Below are 17,516 nucleotides of genomic sequence, written 5' to 3'. Positions count from 1 at the left end.
CATGGGCATCAACACCCTCTTCGACATAGCCTCCTCTGGCATCACCGCGCAGCGACTGGCCATCGAGGTCACCGGCGAGAACATCTCCAACGTCAATACCGAGGGGTATTCCCGCCAGCGGGTGATCATGGAGAACAAGCCGGTGGGCACCGCCAACGGTTTCGCCCTAGGGACCGGCGTGCAGATCGCGGCGGTGCAGCGCAGCTACGACAACATGCTGCAGCTGCAACTGGTGAACGCGAACAGCACCTACCAGGAGGGGCTGGCGCAGCAGTCGGCGCTGGAGCAGATCGAGCCCACCTTCAACTCGCTCACCTCGGACGGACTGGGGACCGCGGTAGCCAACCTGTTCGGCGCCTTCCAGGACCTCTCCGTGAATCCTTCCGGCGCCGCTGAGCGGCAGGCCGTGCTGACCCGGGCCCAGATCACGGTGGACAGCTTCCACCAGGCCGACTCCACGCTTACCTCGGTCGCCTCGACCGCGGACAGCAACCTGGTCGGCATCACCGCCGAGGTGACCGACAACGCGAGGAACCTGGCCCTGGTGAACCAGCAGATCATGGCCACCAGCGCGGTAGGGGGGAGCCCCAACGAGCTTTTGGACCAGCGCGACCTCCTGCTCAGGAAGCTCTCGGAGCAGACCGGCATCAGCTACACCATCGCCAGCGACAACACCGCCTCGGTCACCCTGCCCGGCGGGGGACAGCTGGTCTCCAGCACCAGGTACGCGACGCTCTACACCAACGCGACCGGTACGCCGGCCACCAACGACATCATGCTCTCGGGGCTGGGCAACCCGCCCCCGGCCAACGCCCCCGGCACCGATACCCTGGTTGGCACCGTCGGCGACGGCGCCACCATCGGGGGCAAGCTGGGCGGCACCATGGAGGTGCGTGACAGCATCGTGCCCAAGTACCGCTCGCTGCTGGACGAGATGGCCAACCAGATCGTCACCCAGGTTAACACGGTGCACAAGGCGGGGTACGCCCTCGACGGCACCACCGGCAACAACTTCTTCGACCCGGCCGGCGTCACCGCGGGGAACATCGCGCTCGACTCCGGGATCTCGGCAGTGAAGATCGCGGCAGGGCTCCCCACCGCAAGCGACCCGATACCGACCAGCAGCGGCAACAACGTCAACGCGGTCAAGCTCGCTAACCTCGGCAGCACCAGCTTTGCCTTCAGCACCGGGAGCGCCACCCTGGGCAACTTCTACAACTCCCTGGTCTCCCAGGTCGGCGTTGACACCGAGGGGACCCAGAACGTCACTTCCCAGAACGCGGCGTTTGTGAAGCAGCTGAACGCGCTCAGGTCCTCCAACTCCGAGGTCTCCCTCGACGAGGAACTGCTCAACCTGACCAAGTACCAGCGCGCCTTCCAGGGCTCCGCCAAGGTGGTCAACGCGGGGAGCGATATGCTGGACACCATCCTGAACATGGTCCGATAGGAGACGTCATCATGAGAATTACCCCCGGCATGAGCGCCGACAACGCCATCTACAACCTGCAGCAGGGGCGCACCGCGATCGACCAACTCCAGGAACAGATCGCCTCGGGCTACAACATCAACCGCCCCAGCGACGATCCCCTTTCCACCAGGCAGCTTCTCGACCTGCAGGAGCAGATCGCCTCGGGGGACCAGTACAGCTCCAACATCACCAAGGCGGAGACGCTCTTGAACGTGACCAACACGTCGCTCACCAGCATGGCCGACCTGATGCAGCAGGTGAAGAAGATCGCCGGCGATATGGTGGCCGGTACTCTCGACGCTGCCGGCACTGCCAGCGCGGTGACCAACCTGACCCAGTTGAAGAGCCAGCTGGTCGACATGGGCAACACCCGTCTGGGCGACCAGTACGTCTTCGGCGGCTTCTCCACCAGCCAGCCCTTCAGCTCCACCGGCGCCTTCAGTGGCACCACCGATATCCCGCAAGTCGAGATCGCCCCTAACAGCACCGTGGGCACCACGGTATCGGGCGCCGATCTCCTGAACGGCGGCAAACCGCCGGCGACGGTGGGGAGCGGTGCCACCGCGGGGCAGGGGCCGGTCAACATTCTCGGATCCATCGACGCCCTGATCACCGCCATCAGCAACAAGGACATGGCCGGTATCCTGGACGGGGTCAAAAACGTGAAGGCAGGCGCGGACCAGATCACCGTCGCCCAGAGCGACGTCGCGGGCCGGTTGGTGCGCCTGGACAACATGAAGAGCATGATCACCAACAACCAGAACACCTTGAAGACGGTCTTCGGCGACATCCAGAACGTCGACTACGCCAAGGCCGGTGTGATGCTCTCCCAGCAGACCACTGCCTTCAACGCGGCCCTGTCGGCCACCTCGAAGCTGAGCCAGCTCTCGCTTTTGGACTACATGAAGTAGCGTTGCAGGGTACCCCCCGTGCCACCAAGGGCCGTGTGAGCTGGCCAGGCTCGCACGGCCTTTTCAGTTTCTTTTTTGACGAAGGGTGGTGATAGCGCTAAAGCTTTCGGTGCTGCATCCGAAAAACAAAATTAGCTGCCGAATTCCGCAGGGGGAAGACATGGTCAAGGTGACAACACGAGACGGTACCGAGATGTACCTGAACCCGGACCTGATAGAGATCATCACGGAGACCCCGGACACGCACATCACCCTTTCCAACGGCAACCGGTACCTGGTGCTGGAGCCGGCGCGGGTGGTTATCAGCCGGATCGTCAACTTCAAGGCGCACCTGTTCCGGCACGCCTCGTCGAGCGTGGCCCGGCGCTACCTGCGCAAAAGGGATGCGGAAAGCTACCACCCCAACTGCAGGATCTAACCGTTCGCAGGCGAGCGTTTTCACGATCCAGGAAAATATATGGATTTATCGACCATAATCGGAATAACCCTGGGGCTTTTCGCCGTTTTCGGCGGTGCTGCCCTGGAAGGTCTGCACATGTCGGCGCTGATACAGCCGACGGCAGCCATGATCGTCCTCGGCGGCACCGCGGCAGCGACCATCGTCAGCTTCCCGCTGCCGGTCCTGATGGCCGCAGTCAAGGACCTGAAGAAGGTCTTCATGCCGCCCAAGGAGGACCCCGAGGCGGTGATCAAGAACATCATCAACTACGCGGCCAAGGCCCGTAGAAACGGCCTGATCTCGCTGGAGCAGGAAGCGCAGACGGTCAAGGATTCCTTCACCAAGAAGGGGATCTCCCTGGTGGTCGACGGTATCGACCCGCAGAAGCTCAGGGAGACCATGGAGATCGAGCTGGGCTCGGTCGAGTCGCACGGCAAGCACAGCGCCGAGGTTTTCGAGGCGGCCGGCGGTTTCGCCCCCACCATCGGTATTATCGGCGCCGTGCTCGGCCTGATCCACGTCATGAGCAACCTTTCCGACCCCTCCAAGCTCGGGGGCGGCATCGCCGTCGCCTTCGTCGCCACCATCTACGGCCTGATGACCGCCAACATCTTCTGCATCCCGTTCGGCACCAAGCTGAAGATCCGTCTCAAAGAGGAGCTGTTGCAGAAGGAGATGGTCATCGAGGGTCTGATCGCCATTCAAAACGGCGAGAACCCCCACTTCATCGAGCAGAAGCTCAGGGCCTACCTGCATGACGGTGGAGAGAAGAAGGGAAAGTAAATGGCTAAGAAAAAGGCCCAGCACGAAAAAGAACCCAACCACGAGCGCTGGCTGGTCTCCTACGCCGACTTCATCACGCTGTTGTTCGCCGTGTTCGTGACACTCTACGCCATGAGCCAGACCGACAAGAAGAAGGCCGAGGAGGTGCTCGCCTCCATGCGCGAGTCCTTTGGCTACAGCACCACCTCCGCCGGCCAGAAGCCGACCGTCATTGACGCCGGTTCCATGAGTGTCATCCCTTCCATCCACAAGATCACCCAGGCCCCCAAACGGATGAGCAGCACCAGGACCCGCGGCAGCGAACAGGACTTCCGCGCCACCAAGGCTTCCATCGAGGCGTACCTGATGAAGGCGGGGGCGCAAAACAAGGTCTCCGTGTCGGTGACCCAGCGCGGCCTGGTGGTGAGCCTCAAGGAAGCCGGGTTCTTCGACAGTGGCAGCGCCACGCTAAAGCAGAGTTCCCTGAACCTCTTGAAAGACGTGGTGGCCTCCCTGGCCACCTATTCCAACGCGGTGCGGGTCGAGGGGCACACCGACAACAACCCCATCAGCACCGCCGCTTTCCCGTCCAACTGGGAGCTTTCCACCGCGCGCGCTACCCACGTGCTGCAATACCTCACCAAGCAGGAAGATTTCGACCCCGCCCGGATTTCTGCCGCCGGTTACGGCGAGTACCGCCCGGTAGCCGACAACAGCGACGAAGAAGGGCGCGCCAAGAACCGCCGCGTCGACATCGTCCTCCTCTCCGAACAAAGCGAGCGCAACGAACCGTAGCCGCCTATGTCGGCCAGTGCCGACTGGTCCGACTGGTCCGACTGGTCCGACTGGTCCGACTGGTCCGACTGGTCCGACTGGTCCGACTTTGGCTGTCAAAGAAATGACCGCCTGTCGCCCCGCCGCCGTAAATCACCGCTTTTTCAAACTCTTATCCCCCGCCTTTTCGCACTGGTACGGTAGTTGCTCGCGTGTAGTGGTCGACCCATCACCACAGAGAGGTTTTCATTCATGAAAGTATCCATGCCCAGCGGTTCCATGCACGGCTGGGGCATCGCCGGGACCTACCTCGAGCGCGAGATCGCCCAACTCCCCCCGGTGCCGGGGGTGACCCTGCACTGCATGTCGCAGAACCTTGCGCCGCTGAACCCCGAGGCCTGGGACGCCATCAACATCGGCTACTGCTTCTTCGAAAACAGCATCGAGATCCTCAACTTCACCCGCGAAGCCGCGCGCAGGTGGGACTTCATCGTGGCTGGCTCCAAGTGGTGCGAGTACCTGCTGCGCATCGGCGGGGTGAAAAACTGCTGCACCATCCTGCAGGGGGTCGACCCGGAACGCTTCTATCCGCTGCCGCTCCCCCCGGACGACCGCTTCGTGGTCTTCTCGGGCGGCAAGTTCGAACTGCGCAAGGGGCAGGACCTGGTCATCGCCGCCATGAAGGTGCTGATGCAGCGCCACGACGACGTCTACCTCTCCTGCAGCTGGGTGAACCAGTGGCCCTTTTCGCTCCTCACCATGGAAAGCTCCCCCTTCATCACCTACCGCCACGACGAGGTCGACTTCCTCAGTGTGCCCGGCCGCTGCGCCCTGGAGAACGGACTCGACCCGGCGCGCACCGTGGTGCATCCACTGGTGCACAACAACGCCATCAGAGACGTCTTCGCCGGTACCCATGTCGGCCTTTTCCCCAACCGCTGCGAAGGTGGAAACAACATGGTGATGTGTGAGTACATGGCCTGCAGCAGGTCCGTTATCGCCTCCGACACCAGCGGCCACGCCGACGTGATCAATCCTGCCATCGCCTACCCGCTCACCCGTTACCGCCCCATGGTGGTTAATAGCGGCGGCGTCCAGACCGGGGTCTGGGAGGAACCGCTCCTCGAAGAGATCATCGAGATGCTGGAACACGTCTACCGGAACCGCCACGAACTCGCGCGCAAGGGGGCGCTGGCCGCGGAGGAGATGAAGAATCTCAGCTGGAGTGGTGCAGCCCGCCAATTCCACTACCTGGCCACCAAGCTCGCCAACCAGGCGGAGCTGGCGCGGATGCGGAATGCCTAGCCCGATGACCCAAGAGGACGACATGGCACGGCAATTCTCCCATGCCCTTGAGCTGCAGCGCGCCGGCCGGCTGGCCGAGGCGGAGCCGATCTACCGTAGCCTGGTCGCGGCTGGTGGTCCGCTCCTGCCGGACGTACACATCAATCTGGGCGCGCTTCTGGATGACACCGGCCGCCACGAGGAGGCGCTGGCGGAGTACCGCGCTGCGCTCGCCCTGCGCGAAGGTGATCCATTGGCCCTGAACAACACGGGCTCCTCGCTCTTCAAACTGGGGCGCTTCGCCGAGGCGGCGGAGCAGTTTCGCTTGGCACTGGCCCAGGCACCCGACGCGCCGGAACCGGCCATTGCCCTCGGCGGCGCACTGCAGCGTGCCGGTGACGTCGATGGCGCCATCGCCGTGTTCCGGGACCTGGTGCGGCGCCGGCCAGACTGCGCCGACGCGCACTGGAACCTTGCCCTCGCCCTGTTGTTGGCGAGCGAGTTCCGCGAGGGGTGGGCCGAGTACCAGTGGCGCTGGAAAAGGGATGACTTTACCTCCCCCAGGCGCAGCTTCCCCGCACCCGCCTGGAACGGTGCGCCCCTTAACGGCCGGCGCATCCTGGTGCACGGTGAGCAGGGCTTTGGCGACACCATCCAGTTCGCCCGTTACCTTCCCATGGTTGCCGAGCGGGGCGGCATCGTCATCGCCGAGTGTCAGTCGGCCGCGCTGGCGCCGGTTTTGCGCGGCATGCCCGGCGTCGCCGAGGTTTGCGTCATGGGCGAGCCGCTCCCGCCCTTCGACGTCGAGGTCCCCCTGCTGTCCCTGCCGCACCTCTTCAACACCACCTTGGAGAGCCTTCCCAACGCGGTCCCTTACCTCTCACCGCCGCCGCAGCGGCTCGGACTCTGGCAGGCCAAGCTCGCTGCCGACCCCGGCTTCAGGATCGGCCTGGTGTGGGCCGGCAAACCGGTCCCTGATCCCTTCCGTTCCTGCTCGCTGGCGGCGCTGGCACCACTGTGCGGCATCCCTGGGGCCTCATTTTACTCGCTGCAGGTGGGCGAGGCGGCGCCCGGCCCGGGAGAATGTCCGGGGCTCATCGACTTCACCTCGGCCATCCGCGATTTCGGCGACACCGCCGCCCTCATCGCGCAGCTGGACCTAGTCATCTCCATCGACACTTCGGTGGCGCACCTGGCCGGGGCGCTGGGCAAGCCGGTTTGGCTCATGCTCCCCATGGCCGGCGACTACCGTTGGCTGCGCGGGCGGGACGATTCGCCCTGGTACCCGACCATGCGCCTGTTCCGGCAAGAGCGCCAGGGGGAGTGGGGCGAGGTGGTCGAGCGGGTGCGGACAGCGCTCACCGATGCCGTGGCGGGTTTCCTGGAGCGGCGGCTGGCGACGCATCCCTTCGACGGGGGCGGCCACTACCTCATGGGCTCCTTCCTGGCTGCCGCCGGCAAGCCGGGCGAGGCCACGGTCCGCTTCACCAAGGTGGCGCAACTGCTCCCCGGGCTGTGGCAGCCGCACTACGCCCTGGCGCAGGCCCTGCAAAAGCAGGGGCGTTTCGCCGAGGCGCGTGCGAGCCTGGAAGATGCCCTCGCCCTGGAGCATGGAGTGCCCGAACTGCACGAGGCGCTGGGGATCGTGAGACAGGTACTGGGTGATCTGGAGGGGGCGCAGCAAAGTTACCGCGAGGCCCTGCAGCTCGACCCGGCCCTGGTCAAGGCGCGCTACAACCTGGGCACCACCCTAAAAGACCTGGGGCGCTTCACCGAGTCGCTCGCGGAGTTCCGGGAGACGGTGCGGCTTTCTCCAGGCTACGCCGACGCCCATTGGAACCTCGCCGTGCTCCTGCTCATGACCGGTCAACTGCCCGAGGGGTGGCGCGAGTTTTCCTGGCGTTTCCAGAAGAGTAGCCAAGCGCCGCAACGCCGGTGGCAGGATTTCCCCGCCTGGGACGGCGCGCCGCTCTCCGGCAGGACCATCCTTCTTTATGGCGAACAGGGGGCAGGAGACACGCTCCAGTTCGTGCGCTACGCACCGCTGGTCGCCGGTCGCGGCGGTCGGGTGCTGATCGAGGTGCAGTCGCCGGGCCTGGTGCCGCCGGTAACAACGGTGGCCGGCGTGGAGGCTGTCTACGCCAGTGGCGAGACCCTGCCGCCGTTCGAGCTGCAGGCATCGCTCATGGACCTGCCGGGGATCTTCGGAACCGACCTTGTCGGCATCCCGGGCCACGTGCCCTATCTGCACGCTGACGCGGCGCGCGTAGCGGCATGCGCGGCCAGATTCCCTGAGGACCGGATGTTGAAGGTCGGGCTGGCCTGGCAGGGAAGTCCGGGCCACCCCAACGACCTTAACCGCTCCCTCCCCACGGACAAGCTGGCGGCACTCGCCGGGCTGCCCGGGGTGAGCTTCTACTCCCTGCAGCTCGGAGCCCAAGGGGATCTCGGCTCGATCCTGCCGGTCACCGACCTGGCCCCCGCCATCTGCGACTATGCCGACACCGCGGCGCTTGCCAGCCGACTCGACCTGGTGCTCTCGGTGGATACCTCGGTCGCGCACCTGTGCGGGGCCCTGGGATTGCCGGTCTGGCTCCTGGTTCCCTTTGTGCCCGACTGGCGCTGGCTGACCGACCGGGAGGATTCGCCCTGGTACCCGACCATGCGCCTGTTCCGGCAGAGCAGGCCGGGCGACTGGGACGGGGTGCTGCAGCGGGTGGTACGGGCGCTAGGGGAAATGCTGGCGCAGAGAAGTGGGGAGGTACAGGCGCCGGCCGCTGACCCGATGCGGCAGGCGGAGCAGTACAACGACGAGGGATGCACCTTGGACGGTGCGGGGAGGCAGGGCGAGGCGATCGAGCGCTACCGAAAAGCCATCGAGCTCTGCCCCGCTTTCGTGGCGCCGCACTACAACATGGGCAACAGCCTCTACACGTTGGGGCGGCTTGCCGAGGCGGCCGAGAGTTACCGGCGCGCCCTCGCCATCGAGCCGAAACTGGCGCAGGCCTGGCACAACCTGGCGCTGGCCCTCAAGGAGCAGGGCGATTTCGAGGGTGCGCTGCAGGCACTGCAACAGGCGGTGGGCGTCGCGCCGGACTACCTCGAAGCCAGGCACAACCTGGGCGAACTGCACCACGCCATGGGCGATATCGAGTTGGCCCAGCAGACCTTCCGCACTATCCTCGACGCCAACCCCGGTTACCTTCCCTCCTGGAATGCACTCGGGATTGCCTTACAGGCGCAGGAGCGCCTGGAGGAGGCGGCGCAGTGTTACCGCACCGCGCTCGCGTTGAATCCGGACTACCTGCACGCGCTCAACAACCTTGGTTCGGTGAGCCGTGCCCTAGGCGACGTCGAAGAGGCCGTCCGGTGCTATCGCAAGGTCCTTGCCCTCGACCCCGGCTACGTCGACGCGCGCTGGAACCTCGCCTTGGTACAACTGCAGCTCGGCGAGTACCGTGAAGGATGGCGAGGGTACGAACAGCGCTTTGAGAAGGTCGATCCGATCCCGCGCCTGGACCTGCCGCAGCCGCTTTGGGACGGCTCTTCCCTGCAGGGAAGGACCATCCTGCTCCACGCCGAGCAGGGCTTCGGCGACACCTTGCAGTTCGTGCGCTACGCGCCGGTTTTGGCGGCGCAGGGAGCGACGGTACTGGTGCAGTGCCAGGCGAAGCCTATAGCGCCGGTGCTCACCACGGTGCCGGGTGTCGCGCGGGTGCTGGTGCGCGGCGAGCCGTTCCCCGACTTTGACTGCCACGCGTCGCTCATGAGCCTGCCGTACCTGTGCGGCACGCTCCTCGACTCTATCCCAGCCGCCGTGCCCTATCTCGCCGCCGACCCTGCCTTGGTGGAGCGTTGGAAGGGCGCGCTGCCGGCTGAGGGGGTACTGGTCGGGCTGGTCTGGGCCGGCAGGAAGACCTACAAGGACGACCTGAAACGCTCGCTCACCCTCTCGCTCTTTGCGCCGCTGGCGCGGGTCACCGGGGCTCGCTTCTGTGCGCTCCAGGTAGGGGACGGTGCGGAGCAGGCGGCCACCCCGCCGCCGGGGATGGAGCTTACCGACTTGGGCGCCGGCATCAAGAGCTTCGCCGATACCGCCGCCATCCTGAGCCAGCTCGACCTGGTCATCTCGGCCGACACCGCCGTAGCGCACCTGGCCGGGGGGCTGGGCGTGCCGGTCTGGGTGCTGTTGCCCATGGCGTGCGACTGGCGCTGGCTGATGGAGCGGGAGGATTCCCCGTGGTACCCGACCGCCCGGCTGTTCCGCCAGCGCCGCCGCGGTGATTGGGGCGAGGTGGTGGAGCGGGTGGCACAGCAGCTGGTACTGCTGGTCCGTGCCAAAGGAGATCGATAGTAGATGCAAAACCGCGATGAACTGAAACGGACCCTGGCCGAAAACCGGGTCGAGCGGGCGGACGAGTTGTGCCGGGAACTCCTGCGGGAGACGCCGGACGACGTGGACCTGCTCACCCTTTCGGGCGCCCTGGCGCGTATTTTAGGGCGACAGCAGCAGGCTTTGGATGCCTTCTCCCGGGCCCTAGCCCTCGACCCGGCGCAGGCCGAGCTACACAACAACCTGGGCGTGATCCTCGAGGACCTGGGGCGGATCGACGAGGCGGAGCAGTGTTACCGCACCGCCCTGGAACTGAAAGCCGACTACCCGGAGGCCATGGGCAACTTAGGCAACACGCTCTTGAAGCAGGGGCAACTGAATGCGGCCGTGGCCCGCTTCTGCGACGCCATCGCGCTTGATCCCGGCTACGCCAACGCCTATTACCACCTCGGGCACGCCCTGCGCGCCCAGGGAGAGTGGCAGGGGGCGGTGCAGTGCTACCGGAAGGTGGTGGAACTGCAGCCGGATCACCTGAAAGGGTGGGTGAATCTCGGCGGCTCGCTGCTTGCCCTGAACCAGTTCGACGATGCGCTGGCGTCCCTGCGCGTGGCCCTGGCGCTCGATCCTAACAGCGTCGACGCCCACTGGAACCTCGCCCTCGCCCTGCTCGCCCTCGGCGACTACCGGGAGGGGTGGCGCGAGTACCAGTGGCGGCTGAAGGCCCCCGCCGGCGGCTTCGATCCCGCCTTCATGGGACGGCAGATGTGGGACGGATCCCCTTTGAACGGCCGCACGCTCCTGGTCCGGGCCGAGCAGGGGTTCGGCGACGCCATCCAGTTCTACCGCTACGCGCAGTTGCTGGCGTGGCGCGGGGAAAAGGTGGTGCTCGAGTGCCGCCGCGAGCTTTTGCCGCTTTTCGCCGCGCAGGGAGACGCCATCGCTCTCTTTGCCGCCGGCGACGCTCCGCCCCCCTTCGACAGCTACACCTATCTCATGAGCCTGCCGCACCTGCTGGGCACCACCCTCGACTCCATCCCGCCGCAATCGCCGCCGCTCAAGACGGACGCCGCACTGGGCGATGAGTGGCGCCAAAAGGTGGCGCCGGCGGCGGGACTCAAGGTCGGCGTGGTCTGGGCCGGCAGTGTCGGCTACAAGAGGGACCGCTACCGCTCGCTTGCGGCGCAGGCCCTGGCTCCCTTGGCATCCGTGCCCGGGGTGACCCTGTACAACCTGCAACTGGGCGCGGCCCCCGAGGACGTGGCACTGCTGTCCGGTGCCGACACCCTCGTCGACCTGACTGCCGACCTCAAGGACTTCACGCACACCGCCGCCCTCATCGACAACCTCGACTTGGTGGTTTCGGTGGACACCGCGGTGGCCCACCTCGCCGCCGCCATGGGCAAGCCGGTTCACCTGCTGCTTCCCTTCTCCTGCGACTGGCGCTGGCTCTACGGCCGCGCCGACTCGCCCTGGTATCCGAGCGTCACCCTGCACCGCCAGCCGGCCCCGGGACAGTGGCAGCCGGTCATCGAGGCGGTGGTGCGCCAGATTACGCCCCTCCCCGAGGCGTCGCTCCAGGACCCGAACCTCCTGTTCCGGGAGGCGAACCGGCTGAGGGGTGAGGGGGATCTCGACGGGGCGGTGAGGCTCTACCGCGCCCTCTTGTCCCGGCTACCCGACTGCGCCGAGGTCCACAACAACCTCGGGCTCGCGCTGCAGGACCAGGGGCTCGTGGTCGCGGCCGAGGCAAGCTACCGGCGCGCCATGGAGCTGAAGCCGGCCCTCGCCGACGCCTACAACAACCTCGGGACGCTTTTGGTTGGCCGCGCCGAGCACGCCGCCGCCGAGCCCCTCTTTCGGCGCGCCGTCGAGCTGAACCCGGGCTACCTTCCCGCCTACGCGAACCTGGGCTCCTGTCTGCAGGTGCTGGAACAGCCGGCGCAGGCGGTGGAGCTGTACCTGCGCGCCATCGCGCTCGACCCCGGCTACCTGGAGGCCCGCATAAACCTGGGCACCGCCTACCAGGACCTGATGCAGCCGCAACAGGCCATCGCTACCTACCGGGAACTGTTGCGCCTGGCGCCCGATCACCCTGAGGCGCACTGGAACCTCGCCTTGAGCCTTTTGTCGGTGGGGGATTTTCAAGAGGGGTGGCGCGAGTACCAGTGGCGCCTGGCGGGGTGCGAGCCGGAACTCGCCGTACCGGTGTGGCGCGGCGAAGAACTTTCCGGGCGCACCATCCTGCTGCAGTGCGAGCAGGGGCTGGGCGACACGCTGCAGTTCATCCGCTATGCTCCGCTAGTGGCGCAGCGCGGGGGGAGGGTGGTAGTTCGCTGCCAGATCCCGGCGCTCAAGCCGCTCTTGGCGCGCGTTCCCGGTGCCGCGACGGTCTGCGGCCCGGCGGACCAGCTCCCGGCGTGCGACTACCAGGTCCAGCTCATTTCCCTGCCGCACCTGTTCGGCACCACCCTGGACAACATGCCCCCCTGGCACCCCTATCTCTTTCCTGAGGAGCGGCGCGCCACCCTCTGGAGCCTCATGCTCGAGGAGGGGGCTACGCTCAAGGTCGGGCTGGTGTGGCGCGGCGGGCCGCTGCCCAAGAATCGCGCCTGCCCTTTCAAGCATTTGGGCACTCTTGCCGATATGCCTGGTGTGCTCTTTTATTCTCTGCAGCTGGGCGAAGCCCCTGACCTCGAGGTACTTCCCGCCATCGACCTCGCGCCGCAGATCCAGGATTTCGGCGACAGCGCCGCCATCCTGGCCGGGCTCGATCTGCTCATCACCGTGGACACCGCGGCCGCGCACCTGGCCGGCGGCATGGGGATGCCGGTCTGGCTTCTGTTGCCCTACTCCTGCGACTGGCGCTGGTTTGCCGAGCGCGAGGATTCCCCCTGGTATCCCACCATGCGTATCTTCAGGCAGGAGCGCCCAGGCGCCTGGCCCGGCGTGATGCGCCGCATCCGCGCCGCCCTGGAAGAGAGATTGAGCTGCCAATAATTTGACAAAAATAATCGTAAGGTGGTGCTTTTCCGTTAAAGTTTTGGGCCCGCCGTGTCGATATTCTTTACAAACGCGCAGGACGCGCCGGCGATGAGGGGGTGAAATTCATCAGTTACTCGCCGTAGGGCAGGATGCCCGACACTGAAGAAGACAGTATCGACACGGTTTTCAACCCGGCAAGAATGCCGGCAAACACCCAGAAAAGGAGAAGTACCATGGCAACTAGCGACATCTCTCTCACCGCAGGCATGAGGACCAACCTTCTCAACCTCCAACAGACCAGCCAGCTCCTGAACAGGACCCAGCAGAGGCTTTCCTCTGGCAAGCAGGTCAACAGCGCTCTGGACAACCCGACCAACTACTTCGCAGCCCAGAACGCAAACCAGCGTGCCAGCGACCTTGCTGACCGCAAGGACGGCATGTCCGAGGCGGTTCAGACGGTTTCGGCAGCCAACGCAGGTATCACCGCTATCACCGGTCTGATCAACGCTGCTAAAGGTATCGCCCAGTCGGCTCTGTCGACCAGCGACACCGCTACCAGGTCGAAACTGGCAACCCAGTACGACACCATCCGCAGCCAGGTCAACAACATCTCCTCCGACTCCGGTTACCGCGGCCTTAACCTGCTGAGCTCCACCAACACCCTGACCGTCAACTTCAACGAAGATGCGAGCTCCAACCTGAACGTTGTTGGCTTCCTGGGGAACGCAAGCGGTCTGAGCCTCTCTCCGGCCAGCAGCAGCTGGTCAACCAACTCGGACATCACCACCGACACGGCGAAGATGGATACCGCGATCTCGACTCTCAGGTCGAACACCCAGACCCTGGCGGCAAACCTGAACATCATCACGACCCGTCAGAACTTCACCGACTCCATGATCAACACCCTGCAAACCGGTGCTGACAACCTGACCCTGGCCGATATGAACCAGGAAGGTGCCAACATGCTGATGCTGCAGACCCGTCAGAGCTTGGGCACCACCTCGCTCTCCATGTCTTCTCAGGCAGCTCAGGCAGTCCTCAGACTGTTCTAACCCTAGCTTTGCGGAGCGGGGTAACCCGCTCCGCAATCCCTCTTCAAGGGGGGTAGCGTATGCTAATAGATCGACTGCAACCAGAGAGCGTTCCAGTCACCACTTCCTCGCCCCAACTCGCCTCCCTCTCCAGCTCTATCCAAAATCCCCAACCCGAAAAACAAAACACCCAAGACCCCGTAATCGCAGACCAGGTGCTCTTTTCCGGGCAGGGGGACCGCAAGCTGGCGGACATCCGTTTGCAAAACGAGCGGCAAAACACCACCGCAGCTGCCATCAGGGAGACCGACAAGGTGGCCCAGGAACTGGGTCAAAAGATTGACAAGCTAAAGCAACCTCTGGAAACGATAGTAAAAAATTTTCCTCCCTTCGCACCGCAAGACAAGGAAAGGGTCAAACTCCTCAGGAGCTACAACGCGCTTCGCAAGGAGATCGATGAGCTAACCCTTCCTCCCCCTCCATCCGTTGTCGAGGCCCGCAAGCAGGTGGCGCTTCCCGAGCCGCTCGGTATGAATGCGGACGACAGTCAAATTGCTGACCACGTGGACAAACTTGACGCGGCGGCGCAGTCGCTGACGGGGCTGCGAGGTGACATTGCCGCGGCTACCGCGAATTTCGTTGCCGACGGGCGTTTCGCCAACATCTTCTCGGCGCCCAAGGGCTCGGAATCACTGGTTTCTGACCCCATTGCCAGCGAATCGCGCGCGGCACAAAAAAGTGTCGAAATTGGCCAGCAATTTGCAGAATCGGTTACTCAGGGGGTGGCGCAACAGCACCCTCAATTCCTAAAAGGATTGAGCTAACCGACATGTCCCTAAAAATCACTTTGAAGAGCAACGAGCGGCTAATCGTAGGCGGCGCAGTGGTCAGAAACGGCGGCAAGGGCACCGTTCTCTTCATCGAGAACACGGTCCCCATACTGCGCGAAAAGGACATCCTGGGCGAAAAGGACATCACCACGCCCTGCAAGAGGATCTACTTCACCCTCCAGCTCATGTATATCGACGAGCCCAACATCCCGAACTACGTCAAGGCGTACTCGGAGCTGGCGGCCGAGATACTGAAGGCGGCCCCGAGCACCAGGACCTACATCGAGCAGTTGAACGAACGGATAGAGACCGGGAACTACTACCAGGCACTCAAAAATGCGAAGAATCTCATCGAGTACGAAGAGGAGCTACTGAAAAATGCAAACTAACAACGCGATCAAGGAGTACGTCGGTATCCAGAAGGAGAGCATGTCGGGACGCGAACTCGAAGCCTCCGTGCTGACCAAAGCGGGGCTGATGCTCAAGGCCGTCCAGGAAAACTGGGATGCCCCGGACCGCGAAGCCAAGATGCTGGAGGCGATAAAGTATAACCAGAAGGTCTGGAGCTTCTTTCAGGCCGAATTGACGGAGCCCAACCACCCGATGCCCAGGAAACTGCGGGAAGACCTCCTGAACCTGAGCCTGTTCGTGGACAAGAGGTTCTTCGAGGTGATGGCTTTCCCGACTGCGGAAAAGCTCTCCATCGTCATCGACATCAACTTCAATATCGCTGCGGGGTTGAGGACCAACCCCGAGACCGCGGGTTAGTTCATTGCAACAGCAACTCTTCGAGGGGGATCGCCGCACGGTGACCCCCTCGATGACGTTCGCCCGGCGCCCTCACCGCTTACCCGCCATCACTCCGCCAGCCGGCTCCCACCTTGCCTCATCCCGACCGCGATACCCTGTGCCGTAACTAACCCTACTTAGGCCTGCGCGAGGTCGCCCACAGTTCTGCCAGCACCGTCTCCAGTTCCCGCGTCACCCCGCCCGCATCCAAAAGCGGCGAGCGCCGCAGTCGCTCACGTGCGCCTGCCCTGAATTCGCGCAGGGTGGCGTGATCCTTGGCCACCTGTCGCGTCATGTCCAGATAGGCCGCTTCGCTCGTGGTCACCAGGTCCGCCAGTCCGCAGTTGGTGAGGATGCTCGCGCCGGTGCGCGAACAGTGGCGGTCGCCGGCGAGGGAGATAACCGGGACCCCCATCCAGAGCGCCTCGCAGGTCGTGGTGGTGCCATTGTAGGGGAAGGTGTCGAGGCCGATGTCGACGCGCTGGTACCGCTCCAGGTGTTCGCGGGTGCCGGGCTGCCCCTGGTCCAGCTCGATGCGCTCGGCCGCTACCCCGTGCTCCTGGAACAGTGCCAGGATGCGGCCGCGCACGCCGTGGTCCACCAGCGGCTTGGCCTTCAGGAGCAGGCGGGAGTCGGGGACCGCGTGCAGCACGCGGCTCCAGAGTGCAATTACCTCCGGGGTGACTTTCGCCAAGTTGTTGAAGGAGCCGAAGGTGATGTGGCCGTTGCCTCCGCAGGGGGGCGGGACCAGCTCCGGCGCCTCGGCGGGGGGAAGGTAGCAGCAGAAGGTGCGGGGGAGGCGTAGCAGCAATTCGCTGTGCAGGCGGTCGTCGGTTCCCGGCGGGTCGGCCAGCGCGTCGGTGATGCGGTAGTCCATCTCCCTTAACCCGGTGCTGTCGGGATAGCCGATCCAGGTGATCTGGATCGGGGCGGGACGGTGACAAAAGAGCGGGAGCCGGCTACCGGAAGTGTGCCCGGCCAGGTCGAAGAGGATGTCGATGCCGTCGCCGGCGATGAGGGCAGCGGCGTTGTGGTCGGCCATGCCGTGGATGTCGCGCCACTGGTCGCACAGCCCCTTGAGGCGCTCGGTGGTTGCGTCGGGAGCGGCGACGTTGGCGTAGCAAAAGATTTGGAAGCGGCCGCGGTCGTGCTCGCGCAGCACCGGCTCAATGAAGCTCGCCACGGCGTGGCCTCGGAAGTCGGGGGAGAGGTAGCCGACCCTGATGCGGCCTCCGGGATGGGGGCGGTCGGCAAGGTCCCGGCGCTCAGGCCGGAACGGCCGGCTGCGGGCTGCCTTCAAGTGCTCGGCGTAGATCTCGCGTCGGCTGAACTGCGGCGAGTAGTGCAGGGCGAAGAGGAGGTTCTGCCGGGCGTCCAGGTGGTCCGGGTCCAGGCGCAGCGTCTCCCGGTAGGCCGCCACAGCTGCCAGGCTCCTTCCCTGCGCGTGCAGCACGTTGGCGAGGTTGTAGTTGAGGCGCACCGAGCCGGGCTCCAGTGCTATCCCGGTCCGCAGCAGCTCTTCCGCCTCGGTGAAGCGCAGTGCCTCCTTCAGGAGCAGAGCCAGGTTGATGCGCGCCTCGCCGAAACCGGGTTCGATGCGCAGCGTCTCGGCGAATGCCGCCGCGGCCTGCTCGAGCTGCCCCATCTGCCGCAGCGCGGCTCCCAACGCGTTGAGTGCCTTGGTGTTCTCCGGCTCCAGCGAGAGGGTTTTGAGCAGCAAATCGACCGCCTCGCGCGCCTCGCCGTCCTCCCCCTTGAGCACCGCCAACAGGTAACAGGCCGCTGCCACCGGCGGCTCCTGCCGCACCAGCTCCTCGAGCCGGGCGCGTGCCTCCTCCTGCATCCCCTTGCGCAGGAGAAGCTCGACGTATTTCAGCTGTGCCTGCCCCTGTGACGAGTGCTCCGCGCTCATG

Annotated in this window: 13 protein-coding genes; 12 read left to right on the top strand and 1 reads right to left on the bottom strand. The window is 64.9% G+C overall.

All coding sequences use genetic code 11. From position 1 onward, the window contains the following. Nucleotide 1: 1 nt before the first annotated feature. From flgK to flaF, 12 genes are all read left to right on the top strand, one after another. Nucleotides 2-1,447, top strand: a complete 1,446-nt coding sequence (gene flgK, locus K7R21_RS12800; RefSeq protein ID WP_224983701.1) for a flagellar hook-associated protein FlgK — start codon at nt 2-4, stop codon at nt 1,445-1,447. An 11-nt stretch (nt 1,448-1,458) separates the two neighbouring features. Beyond that, nucleotides 1,459-2,379, top strand: coding sequence for a flagellar hook-associated protein FlgL (gene flgL, locus K7R21_RS12795; protein WP_224983700.1), 921 nt, complete (start codon nt 1,459-1,461; stop codon nt 2,377-2,379). A 160-nt stretch (nt 2,380-2,539) separates the two neighbouring features. Further along, nucleotides 2,540-2,797, top strand: coding sequence for a flagellar FlbD family protein (locus K7R21_RS12790; RefSeq protein ID WP_224983699.1), 258 nt, complete (start codon nt 2,540-2,542; stop codon nt 2,795-2,797). Between the two features lie 39 nt (nt 2,798-2,836). Continuing rightward, on the top strand, nt 2,837-3,601 hold the full coding sequence (locus K7R21_RS12785; protein ID WP_224983698.1) for a flagellar motor protein: 765 nt from the start codon (nt 2,837-2,839) through the stop codon (nt 3,599-3,601). Beyond that, nucleotides 3,602-4,375: an OmpA/MotB family protein gene (locus K7R21_RS12780; protein ID WP_224983697.1), complete on the top strand. Its 774-nt coding sequence runs from the start codon at nt 3,602-3,604 to the stop codon at nt 4,373-4,375. A 231-nt stretch (nt 4,376-4,606) separates the two neighbouring features. After that, entirely contained in the window at nt 4,607-5,659 is a 1,053-nt protein-coding gene (locus K7R21_RS12775) for a glycosyltransferase (protein ID WP_224983696.1), read from the top strand. A gap of 22 nt (nt 5,660-5,681) precedes the next feature. Further along, a complete protein-coding gene (locus K7R21_RS12770; RefSeq protein ID WP_224983695.1) occupies nt 5,682-9,992 on the top strand; it encodes a tetratricopeptide repeat protein in 4,311 nt (1,436 codons plus the stop codon). 3 nt (nt 9,993-9,995) lie between these two features. Then, on the top strand, nt 9,996-12,968 hold the full coding sequence (locus K7R21_RS12765) for a tetratricopeptide repeat protein (RefSeq protein ID WP_224983694.1): 2,973 nt from the start codon (nt 9,996-9,998) through the stop codon (nt 12,966-12,968). A gap of 218 nt (nt 12,969-13,186) precedes the next feature. Further along, nucleotides 13,187-14,005, top strand: a complete 819-nt coding sequence (locus K7R21_RS12760; RefSeq protein WP_224983693.1) for a flagellin — start codon at nt 13,187-13,189, stop codon at nt 14,003-14,005. A 59-nt stretch (nt 14,006-14,064) separates the two neighbouring features. Continuing rightward, a complete protein-coding gene (locus K7R21_RS12755) occupies nt 14,065-14,808 on the top strand; it encodes a hypothetical protein (RefSeq protein ID WP_224983692.1) in 744 nt (247 codons plus the stop codon). A 5-nt stretch (nt 14,809-14,813) separates the two neighbouring features. After that, nucleotides 14,814-15,203: a flagellar biosynthesis repressor FlbT gene (locus K7R21_RS12750; protein ID WP_224983691.1), complete on the top strand. Its 390-nt coding sequence runs from the start codon at nt 14,814-14,816 to the stop codon at nt 15,201-15,203. Then, nucleotides 15,193-15,582, top strand: a complete 390-nt coding sequence (gene flaF, locus K7R21_RS12745; protein ID WP_224983690.1) for a flagellar biosynthesis regulator FlaF — start codon at nt 15,193-15,195, stop codon at nt 15,580-15,582. Before K7R21_RS12750 ends, flaF begins: the two co-directional genes overlap by 11 nt. A gap of 154 nt (nt 15,583-15,736) precedes the next feature. Here flaF and K7R21_RS12740 read toward each other — a convergent pair whose 3' ends face one another. Further along, nucleotides 15,737-17,515, bottom strand: coding sequence for an O-linked N-acetylglucosamine transferase, SPINDLY family protein (locus K7R21_RS12740; RefSeq protein ID WP_224983689.1), 1,779 nt, complete (start codon nt 17,513-17,515; stop codon nt 15,737-15,739). Nucleotide 17,516 lies beyond the last annotated feature (1 nt).

Source organism: Geomonas agri (genome assembly GCF_020179605.1).
Classification (GTDB): Bacteria; Desulfobacterota; Desulfuromonadia; order Geobacterales; family Geobacteraceae; genus Geomonas; species Geomonas agri.
Note: the sequence above shows the minus strand (reverse complement) of the source record. Positions and strands in the feature narration are given on the sequence as shown.